The sequence below is a fragment of the Agrobacterium albertimagni AOL15 genome (assembly GCF_000300855.1).
Taxonomy (GTDB): Bacteria; Pseudomonadota; Alphaproteobacteria; order Rhizobiales; family Rhizobiaceae; genus Allorhizobium; species Allorhizobium albertimagni.
The window spans coordinates 287,157-307,983 of sequence record NZ_ALJF01000023.1 but is presented as its reverse complement, the minus strand read 5'-3'; the positions used below and the strand labels follow the sequence as shown (position 1 = coordinate 307,983).

22 protein-coding genes are annotated in these 20,827 nt (G+C 62.4%); 9 read left to right on the top strand and 13 right to left on the bottom strand.

What is annotated here, in order from left to right; translation table 11 throughout:
• Positions 1-36: 36 nt before the first annotated feature.
• The 5 genes from QWE_RS23390 to QWE_RS23370 all read right to left on the bottom strand — a co-directional run bounded on the left by QWE_RS23390 (position 37) and on the right by QWE_RS23370 (position 3,713).
• Entirely contained in the window at positions 37-417 is a 381-nt protein-coding gene (locus QWE_RS23390) for a hypothetical protein (protein ID WP_040300893.1), read from the bottom strand.
• 75 nt (positions 418-492) lie between these two features.
• Positions 493-1,806, bottom strand: a complete 1,314-nt coding sequence (locus QWE_RS23385; RefSeq protein WP_006728658.1) for an RNA polymerase sigma factor — start codon at positions 1,804-1,806, stop codon at positions 493-495.
• Between the two features lie 49 nt (positions 1,807-1,855).
• Positions 1,856-2,284, bottom strand: coding sequence for a VOC family protein (locus QWE_RS23380; RefSeq protein ID WP_006728657.1), 429 nt, complete (start codon positions 2,282-2,284; stop codon positions 1,856-1,858).
• A gap of 6 nt (positions 2,285-2,290) precedes the next feature.
• Positions 2,291-2,728 (bottom strand): YciI family protein, encoded by a 438-nt coding sequence (locus tag QWE_RS23375; protein ID WP_006728656.1) that lies wholly within the window; start codon positions 2,726-2,728, stop codon positions 2,291-2,293.
• Positions 2,729-2,840: 112 nt separating this feature from the next.
• Positions 2,841-3,713, bottom strand: coding sequence for a DUF817 domain-containing protein (locus QWE_RS23370; protein WP_006728655.1), 873 nt, complete (start codon positions 3,711-3,713; stop codon positions 2,841-2,843).
• A 49-nt stretch (positions 3,714-3,762) separates the two neighbouring features.
• On the opposite strand from QWE_RS23370, the gene QWE_RS23365 reads away from it, so the two are divergent.
• Positions 3,763-4,185 carry a ribosomal maturation YjgA family protein gene (locus QWE_RS23365; protein WP_006728654.1) on the top strand — a complete coding sequence of 141 codons (423 nt, stop codon included), beginning with the start codon at positions 3,763-3,765 and terminating at the stop codon, positions 4,183-4,185.
• On the opposite strand, the gene msrQ is transcribed toward QWE_RS23365, so the two are convergent.
• The 3 genes from msrQ to QWE_RS24530 all read right to left on the bottom strand — a co-directional run bounded on the left by msrQ (position 4,182) and on the right by QWE_RS24530 (position 6,540).
• Positions 4,182-4,826 (bottom strand): protein-methionine-sulfoxide reductase heme-binding subunit MsrQ, encoded by a 645-nt coding sequence (msrQ, locus tag QWE_RS23360; protein WP_006728653.1) that lies wholly within the window; start codon positions 4,824-4,826, stop codon positions 4,182-4,184. The two genes, QWE_RS23365 and msrQ, sit on opposite strands and share 4 nt — an antisense overlap.
• Positions 4,826-5,776 (bottom strand): protein-methionine-sulfoxide reductase catalytic subunit MsrP, encoded by a 951-nt coding sequence (gene msrP / locus QWE_RS23355; RefSeq protein ID WP_006728652.1) that lies wholly within the window; start codon positions 5,774-5,776, stop codon positions 4,826-4,828. The genes msrQ and msrP overlap by 1 nt, the downstream gene beginning before the upstream one ends.
• Before the next feature lie 158 nt (positions 5,777-5,934).
• A complete protein-coding gene (locus tag QWE_RS24530; RefSeq protein ID WP_006728651.1) occupies positions 5,935-6,540 on the bottom strand; it encodes a thermonuclease family protein in 606 nt (201 codons plus the stop codon).
• A gap of 229 nt (positions 6,541-6,769) precedes the next feature.
• On the opposite strand from QWE_RS24530, the gene ilvD reads away from it, so the two are divergent.
• Positions 6,770-8,605 carry a dihydroxy-acid dehydratase gene (gene ilvD / locus QWE_RS23345; RefSeq protein WP_006728650.1) on the top strand — a complete coding sequence of 612 codons (1,836 nt, stop codon included), beginning with the start codon at positions 6,770-6,772 and terminating at the stop codon, positions 8,603-8,605.
• 48 nt (positions 8,606-8,653) lie between these two features.
• Here the strand turns inward: ilvD and QWE_RS23340 are convergent, their stop codons facing one another.
• Positions 8,654-9,619 carry a LysR family transcriptional regulator gene (locus QWE_RS23340; protein WP_006728649.1) on the bottom strand — a complete coding sequence of 322 codons (966 nt, stop codon included), beginning with the start codon at positions 9,617-9,619 and terminating at the stop codon, positions 8,654-8,656.
• Positions 9,620-9,694: 75 nt separating this feature from the next.
• Here QWE_RS23340 and QWE_RS23335 point away from each other — a divergent pair, with 75 nt between their 5' ends.
• The gene (locus tag QWE_RS23335; RefSeq protein WP_338058800.1) at positions 9,695-10,141 is read left to right on the top strand and encodes a DMT family transporter; all 447 of its coding nucleotides are present in this window, start codon (positions 9,695-9,697) and stop codon (positions 10,139-10,141) included.
• Positions 10,138-10,590: a DMT family transporter gene (locus tag QWE_RS23330; RefSeq protein WP_006728647.1), complete on the top strand. Its 453-nt coding sequence runs from the start codon at positions 10,138-10,140 to the stop codon at positions 10,588-10,590. The genes QWE_RS23335 and QWE_RS23330 overlap by 4 nt, the downstream gene beginning before the upstream one ends.
• A gap of 60 nt (positions 10,591-10,650) precedes the next feature.
• On the opposite strand, the gene QWE_RS23325 is transcribed toward QWE_RS23330, so the two are convergent.
• Positions 10,651-11,415, bottom strand: coding sequence for a class II aldolase/adducin family protein (locus QWE_RS23325; protein ID WP_006728646.1), 765 nt, complete (start codon positions 11,413-11,415; stop codon positions 10,651-10,653).
• Entirely contained in the window at positions 11,412-12,548 is a 1,137-nt protein-coding gene (locus tag QWE_RS23320) for a TauD/TfdA family dioxygenase (protein WP_006728645.1), read from the bottom strand. The genes QWE_RS23325 and QWE_RS23320 overlap by 4 nt, the downstream gene beginning before the upstream one ends.
• Before the next feature lie 118 nt (positions 12,549-12,666).
• Here QWE_RS23320 and QWE_RS23315 point away from each other — a divergent pair, with 118 nt between their 5' ends.
• On the top strand, positions 12,667-13,575 hold the full coding sequence (locus QWE_RS23315) for a LysR substrate-binding domain-containing protein (RefSeq protein ID WP_006728644.1): 909 nt from the start codon (positions 12,667-12,669) through the stop codon (positions 13,573-13,575).
• A gap of 30 nt (positions 13,576-13,605) precedes the next feature.
• Here QWE_RS23315 and QWE_RS23310 read toward each other — a convergent pair whose 3' ends face one another.
• Positions 13,606-14,712, bottom strand: coding sequence for a cytochrome c3 family protein (locus QWE_RS23310; RefSeq protein ID WP_100220972.1), 1,107 nt, complete (start codon positions 14,710-14,712; stop codon positions 13,606-13,608).
• Between the two features lie 126 nt (positions 14,713-14,838).
• On the opposite strand from QWE_RS23310, the gene QWE_RS23305 reads away from it, so the two are divergent.
• Positions 14,839-16,323 carry a ferredoxin reductase family protein gene (locus QWE_RS23305; RefSeq protein ID WP_006728642.1) on the top strand — a complete coding sequence of 495 codons (1,485 nt, stop codon included), beginning with the start codon at positions 14,839-14,841 and terminating at the stop codon, positions 16,321-16,323.
• Between the two features lie 8 nt (positions 16,324-16,331).
• Here QWE_RS23305 and QWE_RS23300 read toward each other — a convergent pair whose 3' ends face one another.
• Positions 16,332-16,730, bottom strand: a complete 399-nt coding sequence (locus QWE_RS23300) for a lysozyme inhibitor LprI family protein (RefSeq protein ID WP_006728641.1) — start codon at positions 16,728-16,730, stop codon at positions 16,332-16,334.
• Positions 16,731-16,873: 143 nt separating this feature from the next.
• Between QWE_RS23300 and QWE_RS23295 the strand changes: the two genes are divergently transcribed.
• The 3 genes from QWE_RS23295 to QWE_RS23285 all read left to right on the top strand — a co-directional run bounded on the left by QWE_RS23295 (position 16,874) and on the right by QWE_RS23285 (position 20,779).
• The gene (locus QWE_RS23295) at positions 16,874-17,959 is read left to right on the top strand and encodes a serine hydrolase domain-containing protein (RefSeq protein ID WP_006728640.1); all 1,086 of its coding nucleotides are present in this window, start codon (positions 16,874-16,876) and stop codon (positions 17,957-17,959) included.
• A gap of 106 nt (positions 17,960-18,065) precedes the next feature.
• Positions 18,066-19,472 carry a DegQ family serine endoprotease gene (locus QWE_RS23290; protein WP_006728639.1) on the top strand — a complete coding sequence of 469 codons (1,407 nt, stop codon included), beginning with the start codon at positions 18,066-18,068 and terminating at the stop codon, positions 19,470-19,472.
• Positions 19,469-20,779 (top strand): replication-associated recombination protein A, encoded by a 1,311-nt coding sequence (locus QWE_RS23285; protein ID WP_006728638.1) that lies wholly within the window; start codon positions 19,469-19,471, stop codon positions 20,777-20,779. The genes QWE_RS23290 and QWE_RS23285 overlap by 4 nt, the downstream gene beginning before the upstream one ends.
• The last annotated feature ends 48 nt before the right edge of the window (positions 20,780-20,827 follow it).

Here is a 20,827-nt window from a genome sequence, read left to right as displayed (position 1 = left end):
CCGGCTTTTTTGCGTTGAGGTGACATGCCGTCCCATCTACCAGACCTGACGCACGCCCGGGTTTCCGTCGATGTCAGTGTCCACGCGCACAAGGCCCCCATCCAATCCTGGAAGGTGCAGGCCGCAAGCGGACGGGTAGAAGGCTGAGGACGTATAGACGAAGCTCACCGTTCCATTGCTGACATCGATGTTTCTGAGCCGGTAATCACTGTTTGTCAGCAAACCATGGACCTTCACGAGCGATCCGCCGTGCTTTCCGGCATGGGCGATCACAGCCTCCTTGCTCGCGGTCTCGCTGCGGGCCTCGGCGCAACTCATCTTGTCTGCGCTTGTCGAACCGATCGAAAAGGCGAGAAGGCCATAGGCGAAGACACAGTTGAGCAGGATGGAAAGAGCCAGAACGGCATTCTTGAACATCGAGCTTCCACCTTCTGTTTCAGATCCGGCAATCATTGCGCGACTTTTTGCGCTCTAGCCAGTCGCCTGTTGATCTTACCGGTTGGTCCTCGGATCATTCGAAAGCTCCGCGCGCTGCAGGAGAAAGGCCCGCTCCACCGCATTGTCGCTGAGACCCGCCGCCTTCTCAAATTCCACGCGCGCCTCCGGCATCCGTCCCAGCCGCATCAGAAAATCGCCCCTCGCGGCATAGAGCGCCACGTAACCCGCCAGCGATGGCTCCGCCTCGATCTCCGCCAGTAGCGCAAGCCCCGTCTCGGGCCCGAACGCCATCGCATGCGCCACCGCCCGGTTCAGCGCCACGACAGGCGAGGGGACCCCTTCCAGCAACCGGTCATAAAGCGCAGCACTCAGCGCCCAGTCCGTATCCTCAAATCGCGACGCCCGCGCATGCACGGCTGCGAGCGCCGCCTGCAGCGCATAGATCCCGTCTTCGCCTCCAAGTCGCTTCACCGTTGCCAGCCCCCCGAGCCCGCGCTGGATCAGCAATCGGTCCCACAGCCGCCGGTTCTGTGTCTCGAGTGTCTGCGCGCTGCCATCGGGCGCCACCCTTGCCTTGAAGCGCGAGGCCTGCAGCTCCATGAGGGCCAGCAACCCATGCGCTTCCGGCTCCTCCGGTACCAGCCCCACCAGAATGCGCCCCAGTCGCATGGCCTCGTCACAAAGCTGCGCCCGGATCAGGTCTTCGCCGCGGCTCGCCGCATAGCCCTCGTTGAAAATCAGATAGATGACCTCCAGCACCGAGGCGAGGCGGGCATCGCGTTCCTTGGCAATCGGCACCTCGAAACCGACGTCACCCTCCCGCAGCACCTTCTTCGCCCGCACGATGCGCTGCGCGACTGTCGTTTCCTGCGTGAGAAAGGCCCGGGCGATCTCCTCCGTCGTCAGTCCGGCGATGACCTTCAGCGTCAGCGCCGTGCGCTGGTCACGGGAGAGAAGGGGATGGCAGGCGGTGAAGATCAGCGACAGCCGCTCGTCACCGATCGCGTCGTCGAGGGTCGCCTCGACGACCTCGAAATCATCCACATGCGCGGTTTCGATGTCGTGCGCAAGCGTGGCCTCGTGGCGTGCCATCATCCGGCGACGGCGCCAGAGGTCGACAGCCCGCCGCTTGGCCGTCGTCATCAGCCACGCACCCGGATTGGGCGGTGTGCCGGTTCGCGGCCAGGTCGCTAGCGCCGAAACGAGTGCCTCCTGCGCCAGATCTTCGGCAAGGGTGAGATCTCCGACATGTCTTGCGAGCCCGGCAATCAGCCGGACCCGCTCCATCCGATAGATGCTCTCGATGTCCGAGGCCGCAAGTGTCTGGCTCTTGGCAGCGCCTGCAGCCGGCTGTCCGTCTCGTCTCATGATCACGAGTATGGACTGACTGCTCGACCGGTCAACGGCGGACATGCGCTCAGGCGTCGACACCAGTTGTGTCGCCACCGGCAGCCGCCGGGTCCATCCAGAAGATCTCCCAGACGTGACCGTCCGGATCTTCCACCGAGCGGCTCCACATGAAGCCGTGATCCTGCGGCGGGTTCGGATCGGCGCGTCCTCCGGCAGCGCTGGCTGCCCCGACAACCCGGTTGACATCCGCATGCGCCTCTACGGTCAATGCCAGAAGCGTCTGGCTCGTCGCCTTCGCATCGGCAATCGGCCGGGACGTGAACGTCCGGTAGAAGTCATGCGTCAGGATCATCACCCCGATCGTGTCGCAGAGCATCATGCAGGCAGCATTCTCGTTGGAGAATTGCGGGTTCTTCGTCACCCCCAGCGCCTCGTAGAATCGGGTCGAGACAGCAAGGTCCGTCACCGGCAGGTTGATGAAAATCATCTTGCTCATGATGGCTCAGCCCTTCGACTTCTGCTGAGCCGCAAGTCCTTCGGCCGCGCGGTCGTGGCTCGCCTGTCCTTCCGGTGATGCGATCTCGGCGAAATCCTCCATCTCATAGAAGGGCCGGATCTCGATTTCGCTCGGTGTCATCATCGGGTTCGGGCAGCGTTTGACCCAGGCGACCGCCTCGTCCATGTCCTTCACCTCCCAGATCCAGTAGCCGGCCACCAGCTCCCTTGTCTCGGCAAAGGGCCCGTCGATCACGCGCCGATCGGGTCCGTCGAAGGCCACCCGCTTGCCCATTTTCGATGGCTTGAGCCCGTCGCCCGAGAGCATGATGCCCGCCTGCACCAGTTCCTCGTTGAACTTGCCCATGTCCTCGAACAGCTTCGCCGGCGGCATGATGCCTTCTTCGCTGTCTTCCGTCGCCTTCACCATCACCATGACACGCATGTCTCATCTCCTCTCGTTGTCAGGACCTCTCTTGCGATCCTGCTCCCCCAACGAATGAGCTAAACCCATTTCGACACGGCATGCGAAAAAAATCTTTCGCAATCGGTCTCGGTCACTTCGGAATGTGGATCGTTGCCCGGATATGCTTCAGCGAGGCGACAATGGTGAAGGTCATCATCACCAGCAGCGTCCAGGAACTCCACTTGCCCAGATGCACCGTCGACCAGGCGCCCAGCTGGTTCGGATAGTGCCAGATCGCAAAGAAGGTCGAGATGTTCTCCGCAACCCAGATGAAGAAGCCGATCAGGATGAAAGCAAGCAGCATCGGCATCTGCCGGTCGCGGTCGAAGGGCCGGTAGATGACGGTGGTGCGCGCATAGAGCCCGATCGCAAGCGCTGCCAGATACCAGCGATAGTCGCCGATGTAATGGTGCGTGAAGAAGTTGAGATAAATCGCGACAGCCACCCCGATCGCCATCCAGTAGGGCGGGTGATGGCGGATCCTGACATCCAGCAATCGCCAGGCCTGGATGATGTAGCTGCCGACGGCGGCATACATGAAGCCGGAGAACAAGGGCACGCCGAGCAGCTTCGTGTAGGCAAAGTCCTGATAGGTCCAGGATGGGTTGGCACCCGCCGTCTTGAAGGCCTCCAGTGCAAAGCCGACCACGTGGAAGAGGCAGATCGCCTTCAGCTCGTCCATCGTCTCGAGCTTGGTCCAGACCATCCAGATCTGGATGGCGAGCGCGATGATCAGCAGCACGTCGTAGCGCGGAATACCGAAGAGGCCGGCGCGTGGGACTGCAAAGATCGAGATGAAGAACAGGCCGGCAAACAGGCAGGCGCGCGCCTCCTTGATTCCGAACATGACGAATTCGACGACGAATCGCCTGAAGCCGGTGAGCTGCGGATGCGGAGCATTGTCGATCAGTCGCCGGTCCAGCGCACTCAGCAGATCCCTGCGTCCCTCTGCCACCAGTGTCATTTGCCAGCCCCGCTGTTGCATTCCGTTGCAACCTCAGTACTAACCGCTCATGGACGAAATCAAGGCAACGATGTCACAACGCCTGCGCCGACTGGGGATAGCCCTTGCCATCATCGCGTGTGGCGTGGCTTTGAGGCTCGGCGGCTATGAAATCGGCCTGCCGTATTTCCTGGTGAAATACGGTGGTTCGACACTCTGGGGCGGCATGGTCTTTTTCCTCTTCGCCGCGCTTTTGCCCCGCCAGCCCCTCGGTCGCCTTGCGCTCTTGTCCATCATCGCGGCAGCCCTCATCGAATTCACCCGTCTCTATCACACGCCCTGGCTTGATGAATTCCGCCTGACATTGGCAGGCGCTCTCCTGCTCGGGCGCATCTTCTCCTGGTGGAATATTGTTGCCTATGGCCTTGGCATCGCCCTGTCAGCCTTCTTCGAAGCGCGTCATCTCACGCGCTCTAAAGTGTCACCAGACTAGCGGGTCGCGCCGGCCATGCGCTTTGCCCGCCGCCGCTCCATGATCTTCGGCCGCACCAGGCGGTAGCCGAGCAGGATGACGGTGACCAAGATGTAGAAGGCGGCTTCAGGATCGATCACCTTCAGCGACAGTGCGTAATGCAGGATCGCCACGAGCAGAATCGGATAGGTCAGCTTGTGCAGTCTGTTCCATCGCGGACCAAGCCTACGGATCGACCACTGGTTGGAGGTCAGCGCGAGCGGGATCAGCATCAAGAGCCCTGCCATGCCGAGCATGATGTAGGGACGCTTCAGGATGTCGCCGGCAATCGACGACAGGATCAGGCCCCGATCCAGCGTCAGGTACACGGTGAAATGCGCGAGCACGTAATAGAATGCCAATAGCCCAAGCGCGCGCCGATAGGCGATGAGATTGATCCCGAACAGGTCCCGCAATGGCGTGATTGCAAGTCCGAGGCAGAGGAAGCGGAAGGCCCAGAGCCCCAACAGGTGCTCGAAGGCGCGCACGGGATCGGCGCCAAGGCCGCCGAAGATCCCGAGATAGAAGGCATAGAGCCCCGGCATCAGCCCGATGGCATAAAGCGCCCAGATCGACGCCGGCTTGTAGCGGGCGGGCAGGGCAGGGAGCGCAAGCGTGGCCATCAGTAGAACTTCGTCAGGTCCATGCCGTCATAGAGACTTGCGACCTCGTCGGCATAACCGTTGAACGGCAGCGTATCGATCCGAGCGCCACCGAACAGACCATCTGCTTCGCCGATCCGCCGCTCTGTGGCCTGGCTCCAGCGTGGGTGATCCACCGCCGGATTGACGTTGGCGTAGAAGCCATATTCGGACGGCTGCAGCAGGTTCCAGGTCGACGCCGGCTCCTCTTCGGTGAGCGTGATCTTGACGATCGACTTGATGCCCTTGAAGCCATACTTCCACGGCACGACGAGCCGGATCGGCGCGCCGTTCTGGTTCGGCAGGGTCTCGCCATAGAGGCCGGTCGCCAGGATCGCTAGGGGATGGCGTGCTTCGTCCAACCGCAGGCCCTCGCGATAGGGCCATTCCAGCGCCTGGAAGATGCCGGCCTGTCCCTGCATCTCCTCGGGGCGGACAAGCGTTTCGAACGCCACGTATTTCGCCGAACCCAGTGGCTCGACCCGGTCGAGCAGTGCCGAGATCGGGAAGCCGATCCACGGGATCACCATCGACCAGGCTTCCACGCAGCGCATCCGATAGACGCGCTCTTCCATCGGGATTTCGCTCATGATCGTTTCGATGTCGATCACCTGCGGCTTGGCGACCAGTCCGCCCACTTCGATCGTCCAGGGCCGCGTCGTCAGTGAGCCCGCATTGCGCGACGGATCCTCCTTGCCCGTGCCGAACTCATAGAAATTGTTGTAGGTCGTCACATCCTCTTTCGAGGTCAGCTTCTCGTCGAGCGTGTAGATGCCCGGCTTGGCGGCAAGCGGTGTAGCGAGTGCCGGCGCTGCAAGCCCGGCCGCGGCAATCCCGCCGGCCGCCACGCCCATGAACTGCCGTCGCTTGAGATACAGCGACTTCGGGGTGATCTCGGAACTTGCAATCTTCGGCGGATGGTAGACCGGCATGGCAGACCTCTTAAGGCTCTCTCTGTCTCTCTAAGATAGAAGACGGGAGCATAGAGACCAGAGTTTCATCGTCTGGAAAAGAAGTCCGACAGGAACAATTTCGTGTAGGTCCGCGTCGGCCGGCGCGTGTAAGGATTCGCGTCGTTCGCCGACATGCGTCAGCCACACCAGTTCTGTTTGTGCCCTTCCCAGCGATGCGCAATGCCGCGTGCAATCAGATCGTCGCCGACGGAGCGCCCATCCTGCAGGACCACGCGAAGCTTGCGGCCATATTGGTCCACGTCGCGTCGCTCCCTCCGTTCCATGACAAGGCCGCCGCCATTCAGCGTGTCGAGCAGTGCAACCTGTGCCTCGAGCCCTAGTGCGCGTTCCCGCTCGCAGGCCGGCCGCCCGATCTCCGGCGTGTTGATGTCCGAGATCCGGTACTTCACCGCCCGGTACCAGAAGGTATCGCCATCGACGACGCAATTGATCCGCTGCGCCCCGGCACAGGTCACGAAGCGCCCCTCGAGCGGCTCCGGGCGCGGAGCGACCGCGCCGGTGATGGCGTAGTCGATCAGCTTGTTCGATGCCGGGACGACAAGGTAGGAATAGGGAAGTTTTTCGAAATGAATGACGGCGAGCACCGCAAGACACGCCATCATCAGGATGCGCCGCATCCGGTAGAGTGCTTTGAACGGGTTCCAGCGCGGCGCAGGCTCGGGATTGAGCTTCTGGCGGGCATCTTTCAGCAGAATCACGCGGGCAGGTTTCCGGGTCATCATGACTCCCCTTTCCGCGGTAAACTCTAGTAAACACATCTTGCCGCAGGCTTAACCCGATCACTCAAATGCGAATGAATTCGCCCTCGCCGTGAGCCCGAGGCGTACCGATTTGCCCTTGGATGCTAGTGACAGGGCAGGGGAGTTGGCTTAGACCAGTTCCAAAATGGCCGCCTTGCCTTGGCGCCGAGGGTGCAGGCATGGCGGCGAACAAGCCATCGAGGTGACACCCATGCCCGTCTATCGTTCGAGAACCACCACCCACGGCCGCAACATGGCCGGTGCCCGCGGCCTCTGGCGCGCGACCGGCATGAAGGACGGCGATTTCGGCAAGCCGATCATCGCGGTCGTCAACTCCTTTACCCAGTTCGTGCCAGGCCACGTCCACCTGAAGGACCTCGGCCAGCTCGTCGCGCGTGAAATCGAAGCCGCCGGCGGCGTCGCGAAGGAATTCAACACGATCGCCGTCGATGACGGTATCGCCATGGGCCATGACGGCATGCTCTATTCGCTGCCGTCGCGCGAGATCATCTCCGACTCGGTCGAATACATGGTCAACGCCCACTGCGCCGATGCCATGGTCTGCATCTCCAACTGCGACAAGATCACGCCCGGAATGCTGTCGGCTGCCATGCGCCTCAACATCCCCTCGGTCTTTGTGTCCGGTGGGCCGATGGAAGCCGGCAAGGCGATCCTCCAAGGCCGCAAGGTGGCGCTTGACCTCGTCGACGCCATGGTTGCTGCAGCCGACGACAAGATCTCCGACGCCGATGTCGATGAGATCGAAAAGGCCGCCTGTCCGACTTGCGGCTCCTGCTCCGGCATGTTCACCGCCAATTCGATGAACTGCCTGACCGAAGCGCTTGGCCTGTCGCTGCCCGGCAACGGCTCGACGCTCGCAACCCATGCCGACCGCAAGCGCCTCTTCGTCGAAGCCGGCCACCTGATCGTCGACATCACCCGCCGCTACTACGAGCAGGACGACGAAAGCGTCCTGCCGCGCAACATCGCCTCCAAGCAGGCTTTCGAGAACGCCATGGCGCTCGATATCGCCATGGGCGGCTCGACCAACACGGTCCTTCACATTCTGGCCGCTGCCCATGAAGGTGGCATCGACTTCACCATGGACGATATCGATCGCCTGTCGCGCAAGGTGCCGTGCCTGTCGAAGGTCGCGCCCGCCAAGCAGGATGTGCACATGGAAGACGTCCACCGTGCTGGCGGCATCATGCGTATCCTCGGCGAACTTGACCGCGGCGGCCTGATCAATCGCGATTGCCCGACCGTGCATGCCGAAACGCTCGGCCACGCCATCGATCGCTGGGACATCACCCGCACCAATTCGGAAACGGTCCGCGAATTCTTCAAGGCCGCTCCCGGCGGCGTTCGCACCACCCAGGCCTTCTCGCAGGCTTCGCGTTGGGACGATCTCGACACCGACGGCGAAAAGGGCGTCATCCGCTCGGTCGAACATCCCTTCTCCAAGGATGGCGGTCTGGCCGTCCTCAAGGGCAACATCGCGCTCGACGGCTGCATCGTGAAGACCGCCGGCGTCGATGAAAGCATCCTGAAGTTTAAGGGCCCGGCCCGCGTCTTCGAAAGCCAGGACGCAGCCGTCAAGGCGATCCTGTCGAACCACATCGTTGCCGGCGACGTCGTCGTCATCCGGTACGAAGGCCCGAAGGGCGGCCCCGGCATGCAGGAAATGCTCTATCCAACGAGCTACCTGAAGTCGAAAGGCCTCGGCAAGGCTTGCGCGCTGGTCACCGACGGCCGCTTCTCCGGCGGCACCTCCGGCCTCTCGATCGGCCACGCCTCGCCGGAAGCAGCCCAGGGCGGCGCTATCGGTCTCGTCCGCGAAGGCGACCTGATCGACATCGATATTCCGAACCGCACGATCAATCTCGTCGTCGATCCGGCAGAGCTTGAGCGCCGCCGCGCCGAACAGGATGCCAAGGGCTGGTTCCCGGAAGAAAAGCGCAAGCGCAATGTCACGACGGCGCTGAAGGCCTACGCCGCCTTTGCCTCGTCCGCCGACAAGGGTGCCGTGCGCCAGCTGCCGGAATAAGCCACTCGATATCCGATTTGGAACCGCTGCCCTCGGGCGGCGGTTTTTTTATGGGGTGAGGGATGCTTTGGCCGGACCGACCTGCACTCCTCCGTCCCAGTATGGCGGGGTACCGATCCGCTCGAACAGATAGTCGCGGAACGACAGGAGCTTGAAGGAGCGCAGGCGGTTCTCCGCATGGATCACGTGGATGTCGTGCACCACTGTGTCGACCGCAGCCACATGATCCTGCATCACCGCCTCCAGACGACCGGCTCGCAGATTGTCATGCAGCAACCAGGTCGGGAACAGCACCAGTCCTTGATGCTGCAACGCTGCCTCAACGAGGCTCTCGGCGTTGTTGCTCGTGAGGTTTCCATGAACCTCATGATTGCGAAAATCCGATGTACTGTCGCGGAAGTGCCATCGCTCCCGTCCGCTCACCCCTTTGTAGAGCAGGCAGTTATGTCGCTCCAGCTCCTCCGGGGAGCCGGGCCTCCCGCGGGAATCGAGATAGGTCGGAGACCCACAGGCGACATAGCGCTGTGCCGCGAGTTTGCGGGCGGTCAGGCTCGAATCCTTGAGCACGCCGATACGCAGCGTCACGTCCATGCCCTCGGCCACGGGATCGACGACCGCATCGGTTAGCGTCAACTCCACCTCGACCTGCGGAAATCGGGCCTGATAGCCGGCGAGCAAGGGAGCGATATGGCGCCGGCCGAAAGCGACCGGTGCGTTGATGCGCAAGAGGCCACGCGGTTCGCTGGCAGCCCCGGCCACCCGGTCGGTTGCAATATCGAGTGCCGCAAGCGCATCGCGAACTTCGCTCAGATAGGCGACGCCTGTGTCCGTCAAAGTCACGGCGCGCGTATGGCGATAGAGCAATTTCTGCCCGAGCGCCTGCTCGAGTCCCTGGATGTGCCGTGATACCGAAGACGGCGGCAGGCCCCGTCGTTTGGCGGTCGCAGTGAAGTTGCCGGTCGCCGCAACCTCGACGAAAAGACGGAGCGCCAGCAAGGTTATTTCATTGCTCATAGGGCAATTATCTTTTGAGATTTGGCATCGTTGTTGTCCGTGATGCAATAACCTAGATCGGCACTCTTGAACAGCATGGGGTGCCGGATGGGCCAAATAGCAATTTTACTCTTGGTGGTGGTGTCGGGAATGGGGCTGTCCGTCGAAGCGGGGCTGCTCGGTCCACTCGGCGAGGACGTCGGCCACATGGCCGCCACGCTGTCGATCTTTCTGGTCGGCGCGCTGCTTTTGTCTGTCGCGCTGGTCTTTGCACCCAGACGCAGTCTGTCGAATCTCATGGCCCAACCCCGCTGGCTGCTGACCGGTGGCATACTTGGACCCGTCTACGTCATCGTCCTCACTCTCGCCACCCCGGTCATCGGCGTCGGTATCACCATGGTCGGCATCCTCTGCGGTCAGGTGGCGGCCAGCCTGGTGATCGATCATTTCGGGTTGTTCGGCACTCCGCGCCGACAGATGGACCGCTACCGCCTGTCCGCACTCGCCCTCATTCTAGTCACACTCGGGATCCTCCCTACATGACCTTCTTGCTGTTCGTAGTTCTCGCTCTGGGAGGTGGTGTCGCCCTCGCGACCCAGTCGTCGATCAACGGTCGCCTCGGCGATGCTGCGGGAGTCCTGGAAACCGCCTGGCTGACTTTCGTTCTCGGCGCCGCGATCTCGTTCCTGTTGTATTTCTTCTTCGAACCACCCCATGCGATGACGCTTTTCACCGCGCCGAAATGGCAACTGATCGGCGCGCTCTTCGGTGTCGTCTATATTCTCGTCAGCGTGTTTGCCGTGCCCCGAGTCGGAATAGCCGCCGCCACGGTTGCGGTCATCACTGGGCAGTTGTCGATGAGCCTGCTGATTGATCATTTCGGCTGGTTGAACAATGCCGAGATCCCGCTCAGCCCCGCGCGGTATCTGTCGATCGCTCTTCTGGCCGGTTCGATGGCACTGATCTATCTCGGCAACCGCCGAAAGGCCTGACGATATTGATCAGTGGCGAAAAGGAAAGCTTCTTCCGTTGAGCCGGGTGCCGGAAAGCCGTCAATCCCGCCAGGACGGATCTTCCTTGTCGAGGCAGGATTTCAAATACGCGAAATGCTTCTCTGCCATACCCCGGTACGGAATCCATCCGTCCGACGTGCCCTGAGCGATCTCGTCCGACAGAACCGCGAGCGGCTGTCCGGTCGAGAGCGCCAGCACCATGGTCTGCGCCGCCTTTTCAAAGAAATACAGGTCCTCGAACGCATCCGCCACGGTCTCGCCGGCGACCGAGACGCCGTGATTGCCCATCACCAGCACCGCCTTGCCGCGGATCATCTCTGCCAGCCGTTCGCCTTCTTCCACCGCATCCGCGATCCCGCCGAAGTCGAGGTCGTAGCCGATCCGGCCGAAGAAGCGCGCCGTGTTGTTGTCGAGCGGCAGAAGCGTCGGATCCTTCAGGCAGGAGAGTGCCACCGCGTAGGGCGAGTGGCAATGCAGGATGACCCGCGCTTCCGGCAGCATCCGGTGCAGCGTGCCATGCACGGTCCAGGCCGAAGGGTCGGGCGCATTCTCGCCTTTCATCACGTCGGGGTCGTCAGCATCGAGCAACAGCAGATCGCTCGCCTTGATCGTTGCAAAATGCTGCCAGCGCGGATTGAGCAGGAACTTGCGTCCATTGGCGGAGACGGCAGCACTGAAATGATTGCCGACCGACTCGCTCCAGCCGAAGCGGTGGCAAAGCCGGAAGGCGGCAGCGAGATCCTGACGCAGCGTGGTGAGTGCTGCCTCATCGAGCATGTCGTTCATGGACGGGGAGATATTCATGCCTTGAACCGTCCTTCCGTCGTCAGCGCCCGATAGGTCGAGCGCATCTCCTCGCGATCGGCATAACAGCCGCGCAGATAGCGGTCGCCGCTGGTTGCCGAATAGGCCATGCGGCCATGCACGATGCGGTGATTGTCGAACACCATGCATTCGCCCGCCTTCATCAGAAAGCGCATCATGAAGCGGTCGTCCTGCAGCATTTTGCCGAACCGGCAGAAGGCCGGGTAGTAGTCGTCGAGCACGGTCTGCGGCAGGTCGAACAGGTCGGCCATGTGCTGGCTGATGGTCAGGCCTGAGACCTCGCCATGTTTGTCGAGCTCGATCACCCGCTGCCGCGAACGCATGTCGTAAGTGTCGTGTTCGCAATAGAAGGGAATGTCGATCTCCGACAGAAGCTTGAACCCCTCCGGGTCGATCTCTCTATAAGCATTAGCCACGGCCACCCCGTCCGAATAGATGCTCATGCCGCCCTCGACGGTATTCGCCCGGCAATGCAGGAACTGGATGCCCGGTGCATGTTCCTCGGCCGGCGTGTCGGTATGCAGCTCCAGCGCCTTCGCCGTATACGCGGTGTTGGTCGGGTTGATATGCGTCTTCACGTCGAAATAGTCGCCGAAGAAGGTCGGCCGCACATGGCCCATCAGCTTGACCGTCTCGGTCAGCCCCTGATCGCTGTCGGGCATGTCGGTGACAATCGTCAGCCCCTCGACGATCATCGCCTTGATCCACTCCGCCACCTTGGCCGGATCGCGCATCAACTCCGGCTGCGAGAAACGCGGAATGTCAGGATAATGGTCGCTGAACCAGGCCTTGCGCGGCATGTCGGCCGGATCCGGCCGATGTTTGCCCTCGGTATAGAGCTCAAGCAGCGCCAGCGGAAAACGCGACACGTGATTCTCGCCCGCCCAGCGGATGACGAGCGCATCCCCCTCCAACTCGGCACTGTCAGCGCGCGGGGCCGTGGAGAGATGAAAAATGTCGAAGCTCCGCTCGCGCGTTTTGCTGTCGAAGGAGCTGGGGCAATTGTCACGCAGCCAGTAGTAATTGAAATAGGCCTGTTTTCCCTCCGAAAGCGGCAGATGCAGGCCCTTGTCGGCGAGAGTCACGGCCCCGGTGGCAACATGCATGTTCATCGCGGGATTTCCTTAAGTCTGGCTCAAGAGAGAGCGGATCGGATTTGATGATCATCATCCGACTTCCCAGGGGAAAACAGAGCGATTATGCTTATGCTGAGTTAAGCTGGAGGTTAAGTTGAGCCGTCTGCCGCCCTTGCGCCTTCTGACCACATTCGAGGCCGTCGCCCGCCTCGGCTCGATGCGCGAGGCGGCAAGCGCCTTGAACGTTACTCAGCCTGCCGTAACCCAAGCCCTGAAGGCGCTCGAAGATCATGTCGGCGCCGTCCTGATCGATCGCACGACGCGGCCCGCGCGCCTCACCGAACCCGGCCAGCAACTCGCCCGCGCCACCAGGGACGGCCTTGACCTGATCGCCGCCACGATCGAGGAAATCCGGAGCAGCACCGGTCTGGTCGACCAGCGCCTGACCGTTGCCTGCACCATGGGTTTTGCCACCCACTGGTTGATGCCGCGCCTCAGCGATTTCTATGCCCGAAATCCCGGGCTCTTCGTCAATGTCCAGGTGCCGCCCACCGACCTGCCGCAAATCTGGCCCGGCACCGATCTTGTTCTGCGCTACGGTCGCGGCACCTGGACCGATGGTGAGACGCTACGCCTTTTCTCGGAGGTCGTCTGTCCCGTCGGCCACCCGGCCCTCGTTGAAAACTTGCTGGCAAAAGGCGCCGGGCTGGAGACCGCACCGCTCATTCATGTCCGCACCGTCGAGGCGCGACACTGGGAAGGTTGGAGCGACTATTTCGCAGGGCGCGGTCTGCCAAAGCCGCGCGGCCAGTCCCATGTCTTCGATAACTATGTTCAGGCGGTGCAGGCGGCGCTAGACAGCCGCGGCCTGATGCTCGGCTGGCGATCGATCACCGAAAAGCTCGTCGCCGATGGCAGCCTCGAGCCCTGGCCCGATGCCGCGCTTGATCTCGGTACCGCCTATTTTGCGACCGTCGCGCCGGCCGCTGCAAAACGCCCGGCGGTCAGGGCTTTTGTGGCCTGGCTGGGAGAGAAGACGGAGGCGGAGAGTTTAGACCGCTGATCCGACCTCAGCGGGCTGCCCCTCTCGCCGTCACGGCCGAGAGAACCGCGCCATGTCGATCTCCACGGCCGATGACAGGCTTTCGAGGCTGTCATACAGCAATTGCAGGAGATAGGCCGGATTGTGGACATAACCCGCCGGGTCCTTCGCCACGACCTGGTAATTGTAGGCTGCTTTCAACAGGCGAGGGGTCCAGGCCTTGTAGGCATTGTCGCGTATCGCTTCCTCGTCGCCGATGACCCCGTCTCCATTCATATCCCCGAAAAAATACGGATGCCGGTCCTTGTGATAGCCGATCGGCGCGCCGAGCACGGCCTCCCCATAGATCTTGATCGCGTCGTAAAGCCGTTCATGCAGGGTGCCGATCTCGCCATGCACGCCTTCCCGGATGTCGCCGTCCCCATCGAAGTCGGCATGCCGCATGCGGATGTCGCGGATGGACTCCACGCCCCGGTGACAGCTTGCACAGCCGTCTTCCGCCACCTTCGTCGTGTGCGGATCGTGACAGGCGACACAGCTGTTGGCGCTTGGAACATGCTGGAAGCGCCCTGCATAGGTCTTGCCGGGATAGTGATAGCCGCTTGCCGTATCCGCGCCATGCATGGTCGCGGCGGCCACGGCATAGTGGATGTTGATGAAGGAAAGCTCGCCCGACACCTCGTCTTCGCCGAGTGTCCCGACGGCCTTGGTGACGGCCGCACCCGACTGCCGACCCTGATGGCAGACGGTGCAGGTCGCGGAGCTTCCCAGTCCGCCAACCTCTGCGCCGGATGGAAAGCGCACCGAATCCAGTGCATGCGCCGCCTCCGTATGACAGGAGGCGCAGCCGATCGGCGCATTGATCACGCCCGGCTGTTCGATGCTGCCGGCAGCACTGCCGTCTGCACCGAGAAAATCGCGGAAGCCCGTCTCGGAGTGGCAGGTCGCGCAAGCCTTCGGCACCTCGCCCTCCTTGTTCCAGTAAGTGAACGAGGGAGAATGGTAATTGGCGTGAGGCGAAGTCAGCCACGATTCGACCAGCTTGCTGATCGGACTGTCGTCGCTCGCCTGCACCGATGGTGCGGCGACCAGCACGGCGGTCCATGCCAGCAGGATGGTGAAAAGGGTGAAAAGGCGGCTTGGTCGTCGCGGCGTCATGGGATCCTCCTCGGTCTTATGCGTCGTGGCGATGGGATCATGATGAACGGCAAAGCGACATTGCGATATGACCGAGATCAATTCCGGACCGCGTTCTTCTGCTAGAAAGGCATTCAGGAGGACCTCATGACCGACACCGTGACGCCCGGCATGCCTGCCATGTCGCAACGCTCCACCCGCCGCTTGCCCCGTCTGCCCGCCAGCCTTCTGGCGGCCCTCTATCTCGGGCTATGCACGCTGCCGCTCGCTCTCTCCCTGATGACCGATGCTTCCCCGCACGATCCGCTGGAGCGACTGGCCGCCGGTCTCGGCATGGTCGGACTGGCCGGCATGGCCGTGCAATTCGTGACGTCAGGCCGCTTCGAAGTGGTCTCGGGCCGGCTCGGCATCGACAAGATCATGGCCTTTCACAAGCTGGCCGCCTGGTGGATCCTATTGGCCATCGTGCTTCACCCCCTGGCCTATGTCGCCCCGACCTGGCTCGAGGATCCCAACCTCGGCGCGGAGCGTCTGGTCGCCTACCTGACCCGGCCACATTATCGCTCCGGCGTGATTGCCTGGGCAGCCCTCGCCCTCCTGGTCCTGTCGTCGGCCTTTCGCAATCGTCTGCCCTGGCGCTACGAAGTCTGGCGAGGAACGCATCTCTTTCTCGGCACAGTGGCAACCGCTGGCGGGCTGCACCATGCCATATCTACCGGCCGATTTGCGGCGAGGGGCGCACTGGAGATCTACTGGTTGCTGATCGCCGCCACGATTATTGCAGTACTGGCGATCCTCTATGGCTATCGCTGGCTCAATCTCCATCGCAGGCCATGGCGGCTCCGGTCCGTCACGCGTCGGGCCGATCGTCTTTGGGAACTCGACATCCAGCCCGCCGAAGATACACCGCCGCTCGATTATCATGCCGGCCAGTTCGTCTGGATGACGGAAGGCGGCAGGCGCTTCCCGCTGTTCGATCACCCGTTTTCGATCGCCGACAGCCCGACCCGTCCGGGCTTGAGCCTGATCATCAAGGAGGTCGGTGATTTCACCCGTGGCATCGGCAATCTGCAGCCCGGCACGCCGATCGGCATCGACGGCCCCTATGGTGAATTCGCCCTGGAGGCTCATCCGGGCGAGGCGGTGCTCCTCGTCGCCGGCGGTGTCGGCATTGCGCCGATCATCGGCATGCTGCGCGACCTCATCGCACGGCGCGACAAGCGACCCATTCGGCTCGCCTACGCGGTGGGAAAGCCGAGCAATTTCGCCTGTCTGGAGGAAATAGCCGCAGCACACGCTGCGCTGGATCTGAAGGTCCTGCTGATCAGCGAGGATTCCCCACCTGGCTTCGAGTGCGCGGTCGGCCGGCTCGACCACGCCCGGCTAAAGGATCTTCTTGATGGGATCGAGCCACGCAGCTGTGTTGCCTTGATGTGTGGCCCAGGCGGCATGGTTTCGGCCGTCTCCGATACCTTGCTCGATCTCGGCCTTTCCATGAAGAACGTGGTCTATGAGCGGTTCGACTACGCCGGAGGGGCATCCTCGCGCCAGGACCGCCGTCGTAGCCTCGCCTTTGGCGGGGTCGCAGCCCTGCTGGCTGCGGCCTTGTTGCTCTATTACTTCGTCAGTTAGAGAATGTCCTAATTGACTTGCTCGGTGGGCGGCATGCCCTCAATGAGGCTCAGCACTTCGCCAACCCCGTTGCGCAGCTCTGCCATGCGGCTGGCATAGGCGGCGGCCAGGCAATCGAAATTGGCCTCGCAGGCGCGACGCTTTTCGAGCCATTCGATTTGCGAGGTTTCCAGCGCGCCGCGGCTGCCCATCGGCAAGACTTCGCGCAGCAGATCGAACGTCGTCACCATACGAACATCCATGTCGTTGAGGTCGATGTTCTGGCAGATTGCGGCCTCGTCGGGCGCAAGGTCAGGCGTACGGCAATCGAAACTGGCGGCCTGCAGCTGTTGGGGAAGGGCGATCACCATCGGGCTGGCGAAAGCGAAGGCGGCGAGGGTCGATGCGATAAGGCGGGTTCGAGACATGGTCGGTCTCCTTTCCTGATGACGGGGCAACGGTTGCCGAGGTCAGAACGTTCCGCCCGCGGTTTTCTGCGGATCCGTCACGATCCGGTGAGATCTTGGTCCTCCGGGCTTTTCTAACGCGCGATGCTCACTACCTTGTCCCCATGCACAGACGAACATTCCTTTCCATCCTCGGCGCCTCCGGTGCCGTCTCCGTCCTCTCGGGCCGTCAGGCGCTGGCACAAGCCGGCACGCCGGAAGCAGCATCCCCAGTTGAGCCGACCCCGGCCCCGGCAGCCCCGATGGATCTCGACGTATTGCGTCCACGCATCGCCAACCTGCTGGAGGAGGCGCGTCGGCTCGAAACGCTGGAAACGGTGATCGTGACGAGGAATGGTGAGACGCTGGGCGAACGCGCCTATGGCAACAACTCCCTGACGGGCTCGACGAACATCAAGTCGGCGTCGAAATGCGTCGTCTCCGCGCTGGTCGGGATCGCCATCGACAAGGGCCTGCTGGAAGGCGTCGACCAGCGGATCGAAACGGTCCTGCGCTCGGAATTTCCCGCCAATCCCGATCCCCGCCTGTCGCAGATCACCATTGGCCACCTGCTTTCGATGCGCGCAGGTCTCGAGCGCATGTCCGGCGCGAACTACGGCCGCTGGGTCTCGAGCCGCAACTGGACCCGTTTCGCGCTTGCTGCCGATTTCGTCGGAGAACCCGGTGGCGGCATGCTCTATTCGACCGCTTCAACACATCTGCTCTCCGTCATCCTTACCAAGGTCTCCGGCAAGCCGACGCTCGCTTTGGCCCGCGAATGGCTTGAGCCACTCGACGGTTTCCGCATCGGCTCCTGGGATCGCGACCCCCAGGGCTACTATCTCGGCGGCAACCAGATGGCCATGACGCCGCGCTCGCTCCATGCCTTTGGAGAGCTCTATCGACGGGGTGGTGTCACCGAGGATGGTACGCGGCTCATCTCGGAAGACTGGATCCGCGAAAGCTGGATACGCCGCACCAACTCCGTCTTCAACGGCGATGGCTACGGCTATGCCTGGTTCCTGAAGCAACTCGGTGGCGAGCAGGTGAATTACGCCTGGGGCTACGGCGGCCAGATGCTCTACATCGCTCCCTACCTCGGCGTGACCGTCACCATGACCTCGAATGAAAGCGCTCCATCGGCCCGCACCGGCTACCGTGACGCGCTTCACGGCCTGATGACAGGCATCGTCGAAACCGTCAGCACTTGAGGCCGACGCGCGTTATCCCCATCTGCGATAAGACTTCCTTGGTTCTGCCTATTTGACGGCGCACGAACCGGGTCTAGAACGTCCATATCGCATGAAGGATCTTCGCATGCCGCGTTTCGACTGCCTCAAACCTCTTGCTGTCATCATCGCCCTGATCGCGCCGGTCACCACGCCGGCGCTTGCCCAGGACAAGGCGGTGCCGAAAAGCCAGGTCGAAATGCAGCTCTCCTTCGCGCCGCTGGTCAAGCAGGCGAGGGGCGCCGTCGTCAATGTCTATGCCGAGCGCCTCGTGCAGACCCGCTCCAGCCTGTTTGCCGGCGACCCCTTCTTCGAGCAGTTCTTCGGTCAGCGCATGCCGAACCGCACGGAAAAGCAGTCTTCGCTCGGCTCCGGCGTCATCGTCGAGGCAGACGGCGTCGTCGTCACCAACAACCACGTCATCGATGGCGCCGATGACATCAAGGTCGCGCTTGCCGATGGCCGGGAGTTTCCGGTCAAGGTCGTGCTGAAGGACGACCGGCTTGATCTCGCGGTTCTGAAATTCGAGACAAACGAAGTCATGCCGACGCTTCCGATCGGCAATTCCGATGCGACCGAGGTCGGCGATCTCGTGCTCGCCATCGGCAACCCATTCGGCGTCGGCCAGACCGTGACCTCGGGCATCGTCTCGGCGCTTGCCAGAAACCAGGTAACGGAAGGTGATTTCGGTTTCTTCATCCAGACCGATGCCGCGATCAATCCCGGTAATTCGGGCGGTGCCCTCGTCAATATGAACGGCGAGTTGATCGGCATCAACACGGCAATCTTCTCGCGCGGTGGCGGCTCGAACGGCGTCGGCTTCGCCATCCCCGCCAATCTTGTGCGCGTCTTCCTTGATGCCGCCGACCGTGGTGACGCATCCTTTGAGCGTCCTTACGTTGGCGCGAGCTTCGAGCCGGTGACCTCTGATGTCGCCGAGGCGCTCGGATTGAAGACCGTGCGCGGCGCGCTCGTCGTGCGTGTCGTCGAGGGTGGTCCGGCCGAAAAGGCGGGCCTCAAGCCGGGGCAGGTGGTAACCGCCGTCAATGGCGTCTCCGTCGAACATCCCGATGCCCTCGGCTATAGGCTGACGACCACAGGTCTCGGAGAAACTGCCGAGCTCAGCGTGCAGCAGGACGGGCGCGAAGAGACGATCGAACTGGCACTTGCCGCCGCTCCGGAAACGCGTCCGCGCGACATTCAGCTCATCGAGGGACGCAGCCCCTTCGCCGGCATCCGTGCTGGCAATCTTTCGCCACGTCTCGCTTACGAGTTGAAGATGGCCTCGGAGGTGACCGGCGTCGTCGTCACCGAAGTCGTTCGCGGTTCGCCGGCTGCCCGCCTCGGCTTTGCCCCGCGCGACATCGTCGTCTCCGTCAATGGTGAGACGATCCGCTCCGTCGATGATCTGGCGACGATCGCCGATAGCAATCCGGGCTTCTGGCGCGTCGAGATCGAGCGAGACGGCCAGCGCATACGGCAGATCTTCCGATGAGTGATCTTTTCGCGCCGCAGATCTCGAAGGAAATGGCCGAGCGTCGTCCGCTCGCCGATCGTCTGCGGCCGAAGAACCTGGGCGAGGTGACCGGTCAGGAACACCTGACGGGCGAGGATGGTGTGCTTGCCCGCATGATCGCCTCCGGCTCGCTCGGCTCGATGATCTTCTGGGGTCCGCCGGGCACGGGCAAGACCACCGTCGCCCGGCTCCTGTCGGGCGAGGCGGGGCTTGCCTTCGAGCAGATCTCGGCGATCTTTTCCGGCGTTGCCGACCTGAAGAAGGTCTTCGAGAGCGCCCGCCTGCGCCGGATGGAAGGCCGCCAGACGCTGCTTTTCGTCGATGAGATCCACCGCTTCAACCGCGCCCAGCAGGACAGTTTTCTGCCCGTTATGGAAGATGGCACCGTCATCCTCGTCGGCGCGACGACCGAAAACCCGAGCTTCGAACTGAATGCCGCTCTTCTGTCCCGCGCCCGGGTCCTCACCTTCAAGAGCCATGATGCCGAGAGCATCGAGACGCTTCTGAAGCGTGCCGAGGAAACCGAAGCCAAGCCGCTGCCGCTCGACGCCGATGCCCGTCAGGCCCTGATCCGCATGGCCGATGGTGACGGCCGGGCGTCGCTGACCTTAGCCGAGGAAGTTTGGCGCGCCGCCCGGCCGGACGAGGTCTTCGACACCGAGGGCCTTGGCCGGATCGTCCAGCGCCGCGCGCCGGTTTACGACAAGGGCCAGGACGGCCATTACAATCTGATCTCGGCTCTCCACAAGGCCGTCCGCGGCTCCGATCCGGATGCGGCGCTCTACTATCTCTGCCGCATGTTCGATGCCGGCGAAGATCCGCTTTATCTTGGCCGCCGACTGGTGCGCATGGCCGTCGAGGACATCGGTCTGGCCGATCCGCAGGCGCTGGTCGTCTGCAATGCCGCCAAGGATGCCTATGATTATCTGGGCTCCCCGGAAGGCGAACTGGCGCTGGCCCAGGCTTGCGTCTACCTCGCGACCGCCCCCAAATCGAACGGCGTCTATGTCGCCTACAAGGCGGCCATGCGCGCCGCCAAGGAGCACGGCTCGCTTCTGCCGCCCAAGCATATCCTCAACGCCCCGACCAAGCTGATGAAGGCTGAAGGCTACAACGAAGGCTATCTCTACGACCATGATCAGCCGGATGCCTTTTCCGGCCAGGACTATTTCCCGGAGAAGATGGGCCGCAAGACCTTCTACGATCCGCCGGAACGCGGCTTCGAGCGCGAGATCAAGAAGCGCCTCGACTGGTGGGCGAAGCTTCGCCGCGAGCGCGGCGGCTGATCCCGACTTGCCTATCGTCATTTCAGCTTAAGCTGCCTTTAAGCGCTG